Genomic DNA, 14,760 nt, shown 5'->3' on the forward strand with positions numbered 1-14,760 from the left:
CTGCAACCTCTGCTGCGCGCCGGGCATACCGCGATAGCAGTGTCTGGCCCAGCCCGCGAGATTATCAACAGGCTCTTCGGTGTAACCTTGCCGGCGCTGTAACCGTTATTCTAAAGCGCCTGTCCGTTTGTGACGGATTCTATACAAGGAGTCATAAGTTGAGCGTGAAAGCCGGCAAGCATGCCCGAGAATTGCTGCTCAAGGAATACCGTGGCGTGCTCAGTACCCATTCCAAGGCCATGCCGGGCTTCCCTTTCGGATCAGTGGTGCCTTACTGCCTGGATGCTGACGGCTATCCGCTGATTCTGATCAGCCGCATCGCCCAACACACCCACAACCTCAAGCAGGACGGCAAGTGCTCGCTGCTGGTGGGCGAGCGTGGAGCGGAGGATGTGCAGGCGGTCGGCCGTCTTACGCTGCTCGCGCAAGCGCGGCAATTGGATGACGAAGGGCAGGTTGCAGCTGCTGCGCAGCGCTATTACCGCTATTTTCCGGATTCGCGCGGCTATCACCAGGCCCATGACTTCGATTTCTGGCGGCTGGAACCGGTGCGCTGGCGCTATATCGGCGGTTTTGGCGCGATTCACTGGCTGGACCAGGTGGCCCTGACCAATCCCTTTGCCGGCGAGAGTGAAATCGGCATGGCCGAACACATGAATAGTGATCATGCTGACGCTATCGCTCACTATGTCGAGCTGGTTGGCTTGCCCGGCCATACGCCGGCCGAGCTGGTCGGTCTCGATAGCGAAGGTTTCCACTTGCGCATCGGTCAGGGTCTGTATTGGTTGGCCTTCCCAACATCCTGTAACAGTCCGCTGGAGGTGCGCCAGGCCTTGGTAGCACTGGCTCGCGCCGAAGTCTGGCCGACCGACGGTCAGGCTTCAGCTTGAATTCAGCCTAACGCCCCATACTTCTGTCCCATAGGAAGCTGATCTTCCGTTAAGGAACCTTTGATGCGCGCTTTTCTGTTTCTGTTTTTGCTGTTTCCGATCATCGAATTGGCCCTGTTGATTCAGGTGGGCAGCGCCATCGGCGTGCTGCCGACGCTGATGCTGGTCATTGGCTCTGCGATTCTTGGCAGCGTGCTGCTGCGTGTCGCTGGTGTTGCCACGGCCTGGCGTGCTCGGGAAAAACTGGCGCGTGGTGAGCTGCCCGAGCAGGAAATGCTCGAGGGGCTGCTGATCGCCGTCGGTGGTGGTTTGCTGTTACTGCCAGGCTTTATCAGCGACATCTTCGGTGTCTTCTGCCTGATCCCCTTCACGCGCCGTCTGCTGGTCAACAAGATACGTCTGCGTGCCGCCGAACAGGCTATGCGCCAGCGTGCCTTCTTTGATGATCAGGCCGCCCGTTCCGGGCAGGTCAGGCCTAATGTGCTGGAAGGTGAATATGAGCGTCGTGAGTAAGCTTGTACGCAACGTGTAGGTCTTGTTTTGGCAGTGCTGATCGTAAAAATAATCATCCCCTGCCCTTGAAATCCTCTTGTACGCCCTTATGTAGCGGTCACCGCAAGGTTTTCTGTCGTCAGACAGAATCAGACTTCAGCGTTGCGCCTGGCGCAACGCAACCGGCCTCGCCGGATTTTGCTAACCCGCCGGTGAATACACCGGCCGAAAAACCACCTATTGGGAGAGATCGACAATGAAGCTTCGTCCTCTGCATGACCGCGTCGTAATCCGTCGCAGCGAAGAAGAAAAGAAAACCGCAGGCGGCATCGTGCTGCCAGGTTCCGCTGCCGAGAAAGCCAACAGCGGTGAAATCCTCGCTGTCGGTACCGGCCGCGTGCTGGACAACGGTGAAGTGCGCGCCCTGGCCGTCAAAGTCGGCGACAAAGTGGTGTTTGGCCCTTACTCCGGCAGCAACACCGTGAAAGTTGACGGTGAAGACCTGCTGGTAATGAGCGAGAGCGAAATCCTCGCTGTCGTTGAAGGTTGATTTCAGCGCCCCGTCGCTACGAATTCCGCTCTATTTGAACGAATTAAGGAATAACCATCATGGCTGCTAAAGAAGTTAAATTCGGCGATTCCGCCCGCAAGAAAATGCTCACCGGTGTCAACGTTCTGGCTGACGCGGTAAAAGCGACCCTCGGCCCGAAAGGCCGTAACGTGATCATCGAGAAGAGCTACGGCGCTCCGACCATCACCAAAGACGGCGTTTCCGTTGCCAAAGAAATCGAGCTGAAAGATCGCTTCGAGAACATGGGCGCTCAGCTGGTTAAAGACGTTGCTTCGCGCGCTAACGATGACGCAGGCGACGGTACCACCACTGCTACCGTTCTCGCTCAAGCCATCGTCAACGAAGGCCTGAAAGCCGTCGCTGCTGGCATGAACCCAATGGACCTCAAGCGCGGTATCGACAAGGCGACCATCGCCATTGTTGCCGAGCTGAAGAACCTGTCCAAGCCTTGCGCTGACACTAAAGCCATCGCTCAGGTCGGTTCGATCTCCGCCAACTCCGACACCTCCATCGGCGAAATCATTGCCGAAGCTATGGAAAAAGTCGGTAAAGAAGGCGTGATCACCGTTGAAGAAGGTTCGGGCCTGGAAAACGAACTGTCGGTTGTTGAAGGCATGCAGTTCGACCGTGGCTACCTGTCCCCATACTTCATCAACAAGCCGGACACCATGGTTGCCGAGCTCGACGGCCCGCTGATTCTGCTGGTCGACAAGAAGGTTTCCAACATCCGTGAGCTGCTGCCAGTTCTGGAAGCTGTAGCCAAGTCCGGCCGTCCGCTGCTGATCGTGGCTGAAGACGTTGAAGGCGAAGCCCTGGCGACTCTGGTTGTGAACAACATGCGCGGTATCGTTAAAGTTGCTGCCGTTAAGGCACCAGGCTTTGGTGATCGTCGTAAGGCCATGCTGCAGGACATCGCTGTGCTGACTGGCGGTACCGTGATCTCCGAAGAGATCGGTCTGAGCCTGGAAAGCGCTACCCTGGAGCACCTGGGTAACGCTAAGCGCGTCATCCTCAGCAAAGAAAACACCACCATCATCGACGGTGCTGGCGTTCAAGCTGATATCGAATCTCGCGTACTGCAGATCCGTAAGCAGATCGAAGACACTTCGTCCGACTACGACAAAGAGAAGCTGCAAGAGCGTCTGGCCAAATTGGCTGGCGGTGTTGCCGTGATCAAAGTCGGTGCCGGTACCGAAGTTGAAATGAAAGAGAAGAAAGCCCGCGTTGACGACGCTCTGCACGCAACCCGCGCGGCCGTTGAAGAAGGCGTGGTACCTGGCGGTGGCGTGGCACTGGTTCGCGCTCTGCAGGCCATCAGCGAACTGAAAGGCGACAACGCCGATCAGGACGTCGGTATCGCTCTGCTGCGTCGCGCTGTTGAAGCGCCGCTGCGTCAGATCGTTTCCAACGCCGGCGGCGAGCCAAGCGTTGTGGTCGACAAGGTCAAGCAGGGTTCGGGCAACTACGGCTTCAACGCCGCTACCGACACCTACGGCGACATGATCGAGATGGGTATTCTCGATCCGGCCAAGGTCACTCGTTCGGCACTGCAAGCTGCAGCTTCGATCGGTAGCCTGATGATCACCACCGAAGCGATGATTGCCGAAGTGGCTGAAGACAAACCAGCCGGTGGCGGTATGCCGGACATGGGCGGCATGGGTGGCATGGGCGGCATGATGTAAGCCAGCCCGGCCCCTAACAGGCCGTCGCCAGGCGGCCTGTACGTTGTAAAGAAAACCCCGTGCCTGTCACGGGGTTTTCATTTTTCTAGGCTATAACAGTCCCTCGCGGCAAAGCGGTACGCCAATTGCTTTGTGTGATGCGTGCTCCCGGACTGGAGCCTGTCAATCTGCGCTGTGCTGCTGGTCAGCATTGCTGCTCCGTGTTTTGACCTCACCTGGATGTGCTCTACCACGCCGCTTTTGCTGTGTGGCTGGAGATTGTGCCGGTTACGGTTTTGCCTGCAGCTGTTTTAAAACAGTTGGTTCTATGACGCACCAAGCTGATGCAATTGGGCAATTAAGTGACCGTGAGAGTGTTACCGCAAGGTGCGGTGTTGCGGCGCCCAACCTTGGTTTGCTCACGCATTGAACCAATGGCGTGAATGCAGCTCAAAGGCCTGGCCTGCTAAATGGCTTGCTTGTGGATCAGGATGATCTGGATGGAGTTGCCGGCAGAGTCCGGCAGTAACGACCGCTGGTCGCAAAGCGCGATGCTGCGGTTATCAGTGATCTAGGGTCTACATACAGCGTTTAGCAGCGCTATCAAGAGGTTGCAGTGATGAAGCTAGAAATCGCACGAGGTTTATTTTTGGTAACCGCGCTCAGCGTGGCCTCGCTTGCGGCTGCGGCCTGGCAAGAAGCCAGCCCCCAGGTCATCACCCTCAATGAGCGGGGCTACTGTCCGCTGCCGCCGCAGGCGCGAACGGCCGAGGCGCTCAAACCGGATCAGGATCTGTTGCTGTTTATGTTTAGCCTGTCCCAGGGCGCTCGTTCGCAAGGTTGATCCGATTCGACAGACATAAAAAAGCCCTGCAATGCAGGGCTTTTTTGTGGGCGACCTTCCATGGCCGCCACGCTTCGCTGTGCTGTCAGTGAGCCTTGGCAGCTGTTGCAGGTGCATCCGGTTGCGCCAGCAGGCTGTACACACACGGCAGCACGAACAGGGTAAACAACGTGCCAATCGACATGCCGGTGGCAATCACTAGGCCAATATCGAAGCGGCTGACCGCGCCTGCACCGGTTGCGAGGATCAGCGGCACCATGCCGAAGACCATCGCGGCCGTTGTCATCAGCACCGGACGCAGGCGAATCGCTGCGGCCTCTTCGACCGCCTCACGACGCGACAAGCCCTTCTCGCGGCGTAGCTGGTTGGCGAACTCGACGATCAGGATGCCGTGCTTGGTGATCAGACCGATCAGCGTCACCAGGCCCACCTGGGTGTAGATGTTCATGCTCGACAGGCCAAGGAACAGCGGAATCAGCGCGCCGCAGATCGACAACGGCACCGTGACCATGATTACCAGTGGGTCGCGGAAGCTTTCGAACTGTGCCGCCAGCACCAGGAAGATCAGTGCCAGGGCCAGGCCGAAGGTCACGTACAGCGCGTTGCCTTCCTGCACCAGCTGGCGCGAGGCACCGGCAAAGTCGTAGGCAAAGCCTGCAGGCGCTTCCTCACGCATGATCTGCGCAACGGTTTCGACGGCTTCACCCATGCTCACGATCGGTACGCCCTGAATGATCGCCGAGTTGAGTTGTTGGAATTGATTGAGCTGGGTCGGCCGGGCGCGGTCGCTGACCTTGACCAGCGTGGACAGGGCCAGCATCGCGCCGCTTTCGCTTTTCACGTAGTAGCTGCTCAGCCACTCCGGGTTGTCGCGGTAGGCGCGCTCGACCTGGGCAATCACCTTGTAGCTGCGCCCGTCGATGGTGAAACGGTTGATCTCACCTTCACCGAGCAGGCTGGCCAGGGTCAGACCGAGGTCTTCCATCGATACGCCCATTTGCGCGGCTTTCTCGCGGTCGATTTCCACTACCACTTCTGGCTTATCGAAGGCCAAATCAACGTCGAGGAAGGCAAACTTGCCCGACTCTACGGCGCGTGTTTTGACCTTCTCAGCCACCTGCAGCAGTGACTGGTAGTCGCTTGGGGTATTGATCACGAACTGGAACGGCAGGCCCTCACCCGTGCCCGGTAGGGACGGCAGGTTGAAGCCAAAGATCTGCAGGCCGGCAATTTGTGACAGGCGACCTTGTACCTCCGGCAGGATCTCCATTTGCGTGCGCTCGCGCTCGTTCCACGGTGTCATCAGAAAACCACCGATACCCGACTGCACGCCGTTGAAGCCGTTGATCTGGAACGAGGAGTAGTACTCGGGGAACTCCTTGAAGATGCTGACGAATTCATCGGTGTACTTGTTCAGGTACTCCAGGTTGGTTGGCTGCGGCGCGTTGGCGATCATGAAAATGATGCCCTGGTCTTCTTCCGGGGCCAGTTCGCTTTTAGTGAACTTGAGCAGCACCGGGATCAGGCACATGACGATTACCGCAAACACCAGCACCACTGGGCGAGTGTCCAGAGTGCCGTGCAGGGCGCGCTGATAGCGTTTCTTGAGCTTGTCGAAGATTTGGTCGAGCTTGTGTGCGAGGCCCGACGGATTTTCCTCGTGACGCAGCAGCTTGGCGCACATCATCGGTGACAGGGTCAGGGCGACGATGCCAGAGATGATCACGGCGCCGGCCAGGGTCAGGGCAAACTCCTTGAACAGCGCGCCGGTGAGACCTTCAAGGAAGCCGATCGGCGCGTACACCGCCGCCAGGGTGATGGTCATCGACACCACCGGTACGGCGATTTCCCGAGCGCCTTCGATGGCCGCATCGAACGGCGTTTTGCCTTCCTCGATATGCCGGTGGATGTTTTCCACCACGACGATGGCGTCGTCCACCACCAGGCCGATCGCCAGCACCATGGCCAGCAGGGTCAGCAGATTGATCGAGTAGCCCATCAGCTGCATAAAGAACATCACGCCGATCATCGACAGCGGGATGGTGATCACCGGGATCAGCACCGAGCGGAACGCGCCGAGGAAGAGGAACACCACCACAATGACGATCAGCACCGCTTCGCCGAGGGTCTTCACCACCTCATCGATTGAGGCCTGGATAAACAGCGTGGCGTCATAGGCGATGGAGACTTTCAGGTTCGGCGGCAGCTGCGCTTCCAGGTCCGGCAAGACCTTACGCACCTCTTTGATCACGTCCAGCGGGTTGGCCCCAGGCGTGCCTTTGATGGCGATGTACACCGAGGGGGTGCCATCGAAGGAGCTGATCGCATCGTAGCTTTCTGCGCCCATCTCGACCCGCGCCACATCGCGGATCAGCACGCGGCTGTCGCCCACGGTCTTCAGCGGGATGGCGGCAAAAGCCTCGGCCGACTTGAGGTCGGTTTCGGCATTGATGCTGGTGACCACGTACTCGCCTTTTACTTCACCCGCAGCCGCGAGGAAGTTGTACTTGCGCACGGCGTCATTCACGTCGCCTGCGGTCACGCCGTAGGCGCCCATCTTCACCGGGTCCAGCCACAAACGCATGGCAAACACCTGATTGCCGAGAATCTCGGCCTCGGCCATGCCGGGCAGGGTGGCCAGCTTGGGCTGGATGACCCGCGACAGGTAGTCGGTGATCTGCGGGTTGCTCAGTTCCTGGCTATAGAAGCTGATGTACATCAGTGCCGTGGAGTCGGCGGCTTCCTTGCTCAGTACCGGGTCTTCGGCATCCTGCGGCAGCTGGTTCTTCACCTCGTTGGCCTTGGCCAGCAGTTCGGTGAACAGGCGGTCGCTATTGGCACCGATGCGCGCATAGATCGAGATGATCGACACATTCTGCCGGCTTACCGAGGTCATGTAATCAATGCCGTCGGCGCTGGCCAGGCTCTGCTGCAGCGGCTGGGTGATATAGCCCTGGATGGTCTCGGCATTGGCCCCGGGGTAAGCCGTGGTGACCGTGATCAGGGCGTTTTCCATCTGCGGGTACTGGCGGATGGTCAGTTTGCTGAATGCTTGGAAACCAAGCAGGATGATCAACAGACTGACCACGGTCGCCAATACCGGGCGACGGATAAAGGGATCAGTAAAAGCCATAAATAAATTCCTTTGAGCCAGCCTCGATTACTCGACGCTTGGCTTGGCCTCGGCATTGGCGATGCTGACGTGGGCGCCGTTATCCAGCTTCAGCTGGCCGGCGGATACCACCTGTTCACCGGCCTGCAGACCCTTGCTAATCACTACCTGGCCGTCACGGCGCTCGCCGGTCTCGATGAAGCGGCGTTCTACCACCAGTTCGGCCTGACCTTTGTCGTCTTTGACTACCTGGCCGTCTCCGCCCTTTTTCTCGCCGATCACATACACCGAATTGCCATACAGGGTGTAGGTGATCGCAGTTTCAGGAACGACGATGACGTTCTGCTCGCCTGGCAGCAGCACTTCCAGGTTGGCGAACATGCCGGGCAGCAGTTTGTTATCCAGGTTGACCAGCATGGCGCGCACTTGCACGTTACGGGTGGTGTCTTCGACCTTGGGGTTGATCGCAGTGATTTCGCCTTCAAACACCTCGTTCGGGTAAGCCGCCACGCTGAAACGCACACGCTCGCCGATGGCCAGCTTGGGCACGGCCTGCTCGGGCAGGAAGAAGTCGACGAAGAGCTTGCTCAGGTCCTGCAAGGTGGCGATGGTGGTACCTGAGGACAGGTAGTCACCGACGTCGACCTGGCGAATGCCGATGGTGCCGGCAAACGGCGCTGTGATGCGCTTCTTCGCCAGCATGGCTTTCAGCTGGGCAACGCTGGCGTTGGCTTTCTGCAAGCTGGCGGAAAGGCGGTCGAACTCGCTTTTCGAGATGCTCTGGCGATTGACCAGGCTGCGGCCGCGCTCATATTCAACGCGTGCCAGGCCCAGTTCGGCCTCGGCGGTGGCCAGACTGGCCTGCTCGACATCGCTGTCCATCTGGATCAGCGGCTGCTGCAGGGTGACCTGCTCGCCGGAGCGGAACAGCACCTGCTGCACGGTGCCGCCGACCTCTACGGTCAGGTCAACGCCCTGGAAGGCCTTTAGCGTACCGATGGCTGGCAGGCGACCCTGCCACGGGCGTTCTGCTGCCGTCGCGGCATCGACGCTGATGGCCGGCTGCGGCGCTGAGAACATCTGCACTTGTTGGTAGATGGAGAAGCCTTTGTAGGCGGCGAGGGCGAGTACCACGACGAGTACCGCGCCGAGCATAAATAGCATGCGGCGGAGCAACATATTCCGGTTCCTTGGCAAGGCGGTTGAGTAGCCTGGGAATAGGCAAGAGGGGCACAGTAGACCTCGCGTAAAGGCCTGTCAAAGATTCGCATTCACACGGAAAAGTTGTGCAAAAGTTGGCTTATTGATCAAGCGCTTTCTAATAAAAATGCCAGCATTTGCTGGCATTTTTATTACTGCTTGTTGGGTCAGGCGCTGAGGCGCTGAGTCACCTCACTGAGTTGCCCGGACAGGTTATGCAAATTCTGTCCGGCGGTTTCGGTGCGCTGCACATTCTCCTGGTTGGCCGTGGCAATCGCGGTGATTTCGGTGAGGTTGCGTGAGATGTCCTCAGCCACAGAGGTTTGTTCTTCAGCAGCGGTGGCAATCTGCCGATTCATGTCGCGGATGGCTTCCACTGCACTGGTGATCAGTTGCAGTGTGGCGCCGGCCTCGGTCACTTGGGTCACGCCTTCCTCGCTGCGTTGCTGGCCGCTTTCAATCGCACGTACGGCATTGACCGCCCCGGTTTGCACGGTGTCGATGATCTGGTGGATTTCTGCGGTGGATTCGGCCGTACGCTGCGCCAGCGTGCGTACTTCGTCGGCCACTACGGCAAAACCGCGGCCCTGTTCGCCGGCGCGTGCGGCTTCGATGGCGGCGTTGAGGGCGAGCAGGTTGGTTTGTTCGGCAATGCCACGAATCACTTCCAGCACCTTGCCGATGCGCCCGCTGTCCGCTTCCAGTCGGCGGATGACCTCGGAGGTATTGCTAATTTCGCCACGGATATCGGTGATGGTCTTGATGGTCGCCTGCATCACGGTCTCGCCCTGGCGTGCGGCGCTGTCGGCGTCATCGGCGGCATTTGCTGCTTCAGCCGCATGGCGCGCCACTTCCTGAGCGGTGGCGGACATTTCGTGCATGGCGGTAGCGACCTGGTCGGTGCGCGAGAACTGTTCGCGAGTGCCCTGGGCCATTAGCGTGGCGATGGAGTTGAGCTCGCCACTGGCGGTGTCCAGGTCAGCGGTGCTGCGCTTCAGGCGGGTGAAAGTGTCTGAGAGGAAGTCGCGCAGGATATTAGCCGCTACTGCCAGGTTACCCAGCTCGTCTTGACGGGTGGCATCGACGTGCTTATCGAAGTTGCCCTTGCTGAGCTGAGCAATATGATCAATCAGCTCGCGAATAGGGTTGATCAGGTTGCGGTTGATCAGCCAAATGCTGAGCAGTGCGATCACCACGGTGGCGCCGAGCATCAGCAGGGTGCCGTAGGTGATGGTGCGGTCGGCCGAGGCATTGATCATGCTGGCCTGCTCCAGGCTCTGCGTGTGCAGCTCGCTGGACAGTGCCTCCAATTGCTGGGCGGTGTTGCGGTCGATGCCGGAGACTGCCTTGTCGCCGACAGCGGCGTCACCTCCGGCAGCGACAAAGGCATCGCGACCTTTGCGGTAGTTGGCGCCGAGTGTTTGGTGTTCGCTGCGCAGCGCATCGACCTTGGTTTTCAGGGCGCGGTCAGCACCCGCCAGGTCGCTCAATTTGCCCAGTAAGTCCTGGACCTTGCGCTCCTGCGCTTCAAACTGGCCCCAGTATTTGTCCAGTTGGGCTTTGTCGCTGCCACGTAGCAGGACGTTTTTCCACTCCTGAACCTGGGTCTTGAAGTTCAGGTTGGTCGAGTCGATCAGTGTCGAGGCCTCCAGTGGGCCTTCCAGCAGGCCGCGATAGGCCTGCATGCCGCTGGACAGGAAGCTGAAACAGGCCAGTGCCGTGACTAGAATCAATGCGAGGCTGCCACCGAGCAGGGCGAGGATTTGCGCGCGCAAGGATTTTTGCAGAAACATAAGTGATACCCCTGAGTATGGAAGGCGGGATGCCAGTGACGCCAAACGCGCCCTAACTGCGAAGATCCCTATCGACTGGTATCGGCTGGGCCGGAGTGCCTGGAAGCAGCGGCTAGCTAGGAGTATAGATCGGCTCTGCGGCAGCGTTCTTTAGCGTGCCGCAGGCGTGTTACAAATTCAGAGGCGGGCGTTTAGACCAGGCGCAGGTGGTTGTCCCACAGGCCAGCAGGGAGTTGCAGTGGCTGGTTGCTGATCTGGGCGCTGCGGCAGTCGTATAGACGACAACGGCCGACGCCGCTGCTGACTACAAAACCGTCGGCCACCGCGCCGACACCGGCGCAGTCCGCCAGGGGCGCATCCAGACGTAGTTCGGTGCTGTCCAGGTCCCAGATAAACACTCGGTTGCCACGCGGTGCGGTCAACGCCAGCAGGCGCAGCTCGCTATGGATTGCCACGCTGGCGGTGTACTGGCTCATCAGCTGGCGCTGCGCATCGGCCACCGGGAAGTGTTGGAAGGGCTGGCCAGGGCGTTTGATCGCGAGTAGCGGCACCACATCGCTTATTTCGCCCATATATTGCTGACCGGTCACCAGGGTGCCGTCGCTGGCCACGGCCATATGGCGCACGCTGTTCATCCGCTCTGGCAGCTGCTCCTTGCTGATCAGGCTGCCGTCGCGGCGCAGCAGCACCAGGCTGGATTGCATGGCATCAAGGTTCATTTCCACCCGGCTGTCGGCCTCGGTGCGGATGCCGCCGTTGGCCACCGCCAGGGTTTCACCGTCTGGCAGCCAGAGCAGCTGGTGCGGCCCGATGCCGTGGGTCGACAGTTCGCTGCTGCGCAATAACTGTTCACCTTGCAGGCGATAGACACCGAGTACGCCGCGGCCGGGATCGGAGGTGTCGTTTTCGGTGGCATACAGCCATTCGCCGTCCTTGTGGAACACCGCATGGCCGTAGAAGTGGCGCTGCTTGGGTGAGTTCAGGGTCTGCAGCAGGCGACCGTCGCGGGTGTCGATCAGATAGCTCTGGGTGCTCGGGCGGCGGCCGACAAACAGTGCCATCGGCAAAAACGGGTGGCCGATAACATCGTGGCAGCGCTCGCTGACCTGGGTGGCAAACGCCTGGCTCCCATCCAGCCGGTAGCCCACCGCAAAGTGCTTGCCGGCGCTGTCGTTGCGCGCCGACAACAGCAGCGGCTGCGCGCCACTGTGCATCAGCGTCCAGCCGCCCAGAGCGCTCGCGGCCAATGCCGTGCCAGTAAGACCAAGAAAGGTTCGGCGCTTCATCTGCATGGCTCAGTCACCGTCATGGGCGTTAAAGCCCAGTTGGATGCCCAGGGTTTTTGCCAGCTCTGACTCATGCAACCGGTGCAAGGCATTCAGGCTGTCATACAGGGCGTTCAGCTCAGTGCGACCGGCTTCGTCGCTCAGCAGTTCGCCGAGCGGACGCTGCGCGGCAGCGAGGCGCTGACGGGTGTCGCTGTAGGCGGCATTGATGCGCTGTTTCAGCTCGGCGTGATCACTGTTGAGTAGCGCCTGAATGCCATCCTGTTCAGCGCCCAGCCAGATACGTTCGGCACTGGCCAGGCTGGCGGCGAGATTGGCCAGGCTGGCTTTGCTGCGCCAGGCTTCGGCTTGATAGGGTTGCGGCTGGCCTTTGCTCTGGCGACCGAGTGGCGTGCCAAGTTTCTTCTTCAGCCCGTCGATGGCGCTGACCTGAGTGCGCAGCAGTTCGGCCACCGCTTCGGGGGCTTCGGCGTAGCGCGCGTTGGGGAAGCTCTTGAGCAGCGCGGCCATGCCATCCTTGGCTTGCCACTGGCTCAGCACATCGGCGGCGAGCACTTGCTGGTGCTGGCCGATGGCGACGATCAACGGGCAATAGCGGGTTTTCTGTTCGGCGACGCTCAGGTCGATGGCTGAGTCGAACAGCAGGTATTCATAGGCGGTCAGGCCTTGCACAACGACGCTGGATTTATCCAGATCGGCCGGGGTCAACTCGGGCTTGCTGTTGATCAGCGCTTCAACCTGACGTGCTACCAGATTCTTCTTGTCCGGCCAGAACTGCACCTGCCAGGCGCGGTTACCTTCCGCCAGCGGGCCGAAGGCCGCCGGCTGCACTGCGGCCCAGGCGCTCTGCGCGCTGGCAAAGGCCTGGCGGGCTTCGACGAGGTTCTGCTGACCTGCGCAGAAGGCCTGGCCGCTGGCAGCCAGTTGCCGGTCGGCTTCGCTCCAGGCGCTGTAGATCGGCAGCAACACGCCATCGGTAAGCGCGCGGCTGACCTGCTGCTGCGGGTCGCTTGGGCTGCAGGCGGTGAGCGTGAGGCTGAGCAGGGCGAGCGTGAGGGGTGAGCGAATCATCTACAGCTCCTTACAACGAGTTCAGGAAAGCCAACAGCGCGCTGCGCTCGTCGGCATTGAAAGTCATGACCTGCTGCTTGGCCGCCTCGGCCTCGCCGCCGTGCCAGAGGATGGCCTCCAACAGGTTGCGCGCGCGACCGTCATGCAGGAACTGGGTATGGCCGTTGACTGTTTTCGTCAGGCCGATACCCCACAGCGGCGGGGTGCGCCACTCACTGCCGCTGGCGAGAAATTCCGGGCGATTGTCGGCCAGGCCTGCGCCCATGTCATGCAGCAGCAGGTCGCTGTAGGGGCGGATCAGCTGATTGGCCAGCTCCGGTTCGGCGGCATCCGCTGCGGTGGTGAATTGCGGGGTATGACAGCCCTGGCAGCCTGACTGGTAGAACAGGTTCTTGCCAGCGATCACTTGTGGTGTATCGGCCCCGCGCCGCGCCGGTACACCGAGGTTGCGGGTGTAAAACAGTATGCTGGCGAGAATGTTGTCACTGACCTCGGGCTCGCCGCCATGGGGGGCGCTGCGGCAATCCGTCTGTGCTGCGGTGCAGCTGTCATGGGCAACCAGCGTGCTGGTCAGGCCCATGTCGTTGGCAAAGGCTTCGGCATTTTGCTGGTTGAGCGTCGGCTGACCGGCCTTCCAGCCGAAACGGCCGAGCACTGTGCGTTGTTGCTCGCGGTCCCAGACCTGGTTGGTGCGCCCGGAAATGCCATCGCCATTGCGGTCGTCGGGGTCGGCATTGGCCAGGATCGCCGCTTCGGGAATCGCTTCGAGCAGGCCTAGGCCGATCATCGGTGGGGCGATGCGCGCGGAAAACAGTGTGTCGGGATGCAGGTCGCCGTAGCCGAGCTGGCTGATTTCCAGGCTGGGCTTGCGCAGCTCGACCTGTGTGCCATCGGCAAAACTGACCTGTTGCGTGCTGTAACGGACGCGGACTTTGCCTTCGGGCGCGGTGCCGGGGTTGGCCATGTCTTGCAGTTGAGCGCCGTAGGTGGGTTCGGCCAGCACGCCAAGGCGCTGGATAATCTCGGCATGTTCGCTGCCGGCCGGAATCGACAGACGCACCAGCATGGACGCCGCACTTTGCGCATCAGGCGCTGGAGGATGACCGCGGCCGTCCTTGATATGACAGTTCTGACAGGCGTTGGTATTGAACAGCGGGCCGAGGCCGTCACGCGCGGTGGTAGTGGCTGGGGCGGTGACCCAGGGGTTGCGAAAGAAGCTGTTGCCGACGCTGAAATCCAGGCGCCGTGACGGCGACAGATTAGCGGATGGCAGCGAGAAGGCGTTCTGGTCTGCCTTGCGCACGGTGCTGCTGCCGGCGGACAGGGCTTCGCCTGGCTCGGCTTGGGTGAACTGGGGAGTTTTATCGCAGGCGACCAGGCTAAGGCCCAAAACCAACAGCAGCGCAATGCGATGCGGCGCAAACATGAAAGGACATCCGCAGCAGAAAAACAGGCGGCTGATCTTAACAGCCTAGCCCGGTTTAAATAAGACGGATTTGCATTATCGATGGTGGTTAAAGGTCGCAGGCCACAAAAAACGTCGGGAGCGATTCTTGACGATGCGTAGCGGCGGCCTCGAGGGGTGGCCGCCAAGGATGGCAGGCCACAAAAAAGCCGCGACTCCGATTAAGGAGTTGCGGCTTCTTATGTGCTACCGATTTTCGGGCTTCGCGAGCTAGAGTGAGACAAGGCGAAAACAGCCGAGAAACGCAGCGAAGCGAAGTAACAGCCGCAGGCTGGCCCGAAGGGTGAGCGTAGCGAATCAAGCGGAGTTTACGAGCATTACTCGTTTCACTCGCCCTTCGGGCCGCGCTAAAGCGCGTTAGCCGCAAGCGGCTTG

Annotated in this window: 11 protein-coding genes; 5 read left to right on the forward strand and 6 right to left on the reverse strand. The window is 60.1% G+C overall.

The window, feature by feature from the left end:
* Nucleotides 1-158: 158 nt before the first annotated feature.
* From ACIGEK_RS07835 to ACIGEK_RS07855, 5 genes are all read left to right on the forward strand, one after another.
* Nucleotides 159-890 carry a HugZ family protein gene (locus ACIGEK_RS07835; protein ID WP_397492733.1) on the forward strand — a complete coding sequence of 244 codons (732 nt, stop codon included), beginning with the start codon at nt 159-161 and terminating at the stop codon, nt 888-890.
* 63 nt (nt 891-953) lie between these two features.
* Nucleotides 954-1,403, forward strand: coding sequence for an FxsA family protein (locus ACIGEK_RS07840; protein ID WP_397492734.1), 450 nt, complete (start codon nt 954-956; stop codon nt 1,401-1,403).
* 235 nt (nt 1,404-1,638) lie between these two features.
* Nucleotides 1,639-1,932 carry a co-chaperone GroES gene (locus tag ACIGEK_RS07845; RefSeq protein WP_296132517.1) on the forward strand — a complete coding sequence of 98 codons (294 nt, stop codon included), beginning with the start codon at nt 1,639-1,641 and terminating at the stop codon, nt 1,930-1,932.
* Between the two features lie 59 nt (nt 1,933-1,991).
* Entirely contained in the window at nt 1,992-3,635 is a 1,644-nt protein-coding gene (gene groL, locus ACIGEK_RS07850; protein WP_397492735.1) for a chaperonin GroEL, read from the forward strand.
* 598 nt (nt 3,636-4,233) lie between these two features.
* The gene (locus ACIGEK_RS07855) at nt 4,234-4,458 is read left to right on the forward strand and encodes a hypothetical protein (RefSeq protein WP_397492736.1); all 225 of its coding nucleotides are present in this window, start codon (nt 4,234-4,236) and stop codon (nt 4,456-4,458) included.
* Between the two features lie 85 nt (nt 4,459-4,543).
* Here ACIGEK_RS07855 and ACIGEK_RS07860 read toward each other — a convergent pair whose 3' ends face one another.
* The 6 genes from ACIGEK_RS07860 to ACIGEK_RS07885 form a co-directional block, all read right to left on the reverse strand.
* A complete protein-coding gene (locus tag ACIGEK_RS07860; RefSeq protein ID WP_397492737.1) occupies nt 4,544-7,591 on the reverse strand; it encodes a multidrug efflux RND transporter permease subunit in 3,048 nt (1,015 codons plus the stop codon).
* Between the two features lie 27 nt (nt 7,592-7,618).
* Nucleotides 7,619-8,749 carry an efflux RND transporter periplasmic adaptor subunit gene (locus ACIGEK_RS07865; RefSeq protein WP_397492738.1) on the reverse strand — a complete coding sequence of 377 codons (1,131 nt, stop codon included), beginning with the start codon at nt 8,747-8,749 and terminating at the stop codon, nt 7,619-7,621.
* Between the two features lie 188 nt (nt 8,750-8,937).
* Nucleotides 8,938-10,563: a methyl-accepting chemotaxis protein gene (locus tag ACIGEK_RS07870; protein WP_397492739.1), complete on the reverse strand. Its 1,626-nt coding sequence runs from the start codon at nt 10,561-10,563 to the stop codon at nt 8,938-8,940.
* A gap of 191 nt (nt 10,564-10,754) precedes the next feature.
* Entirely contained in the window at nt 10,755-11,849 is a 1,095-nt protein-coding gene (locus ACIGEK_RS07875) for a DUF1513 domain-containing protein (protein WP_397492740.1), read from the reverse strand.
* Nucleotides 11,850-11,858: 9 nt separating this feature from the next.
* Nucleotides 11,859-12,920 carry an imelysin family protein gene (locus ACIGEK_RS07880; RefSeq protein ID WP_397492741.1) on the reverse strand — a complete coding sequence of 354 codons (1,062 nt, stop codon included), beginning with the start codon at nt 12,918-12,920 and terminating at the stop codon, nt 11,859-11,861.
* Between the two features lie 10 nt (nt 12,921-12,930).
* Entirely contained in the window at nt 12,931-14,346 is a 1,416-nt protein-coding gene (locus ACIGEK_RS07885) for a di-heme oxidoredictase family protein (protein WP_397492742.1), read from the reverse strand.
* Nucleotides 14,347-14,760 lie beyond the last annotated feature (414 nt).

The organism is Pseudomonas sp. NPDC079086, assembly GCF_044542155.1.
GTDB lineage: Bacteria > Pseudomonadota > Gammaproteobacteria > Pseudomonadales > Pseudomonadaceae > Aquipseudomonas.

Coding starts and splice junctions, on each gene's coding strand:
- ACIGEK_RS07855 (WP_397492736.1), top strand. CDS start 4,234: ATGAAGCTAGAAATCGCACGAGGTTTATTTTTGGTAACCGCGCTCAGC.
- ACIGEK_RS07885 (WP_397492742.1), bottom strand. CDS start 14,346: ATGTTTGCGCCGCATCGCATTGCGCTGCTGTTGGTTTTGGGCCTTAGC.
- ACIGEK_RS07880 (WP_397492741.1), bottom strand. CDS start 12,920: ATGATTCGCTCACCCCTCACGCTCGCCCTGCTCAGCCTCACGCTCACC.
- ACIGEK_RS07840 (WP_397492734.1), top strand. CDS start 954: ATGCGCGCTTTTCTGTTTCTGTTTTTGCTGTTTCCGATCATCGAATTG.
- ACIGEK_RS07865 (WP_397492738.1), bottom strand. CDS start 8,749: ATGTTGCTCCGCCGCATGCTATTTATGCTCGGCGCGGTACTCGTCGTG.
- ACIGEK_RS07860 (WP_397492737.1), bottom strand. CDS start 7,591: ATGGCTTTTACTGATCCCTTTATCCGTCGCCCGGTATTGGCGACCGTG.
- ACIGEK_RS07875 (WP_397492740.1), bottom strand. CDS start 11,849: ATGAAGCGCCGAACCTTTCTTGGTCTTACTGGCACGGCATTGGCCGCG.
- ACIGEK_RS07870 (WP_397492739.1), bottom strand. CDS start 10,563: ATGTTTCTGCAAAAATCCTTGCGCGCGCAAATCCTCGCCCTGCTCGGT.
- ACIGEK_RS07845 (WP_296132517.1), top strand. CDS start 1,639: ATGAAGCTTCGTCCTCTGCATGACCGCGTCGTAATCCGTCGCAGCGAA.
- groL (WP_397492735.1), top strand. CDS start 1,992: ATGGCTGCTAAAGAAGTTAAATTCGGCGATTCCGCCCGCAAGAAAATG.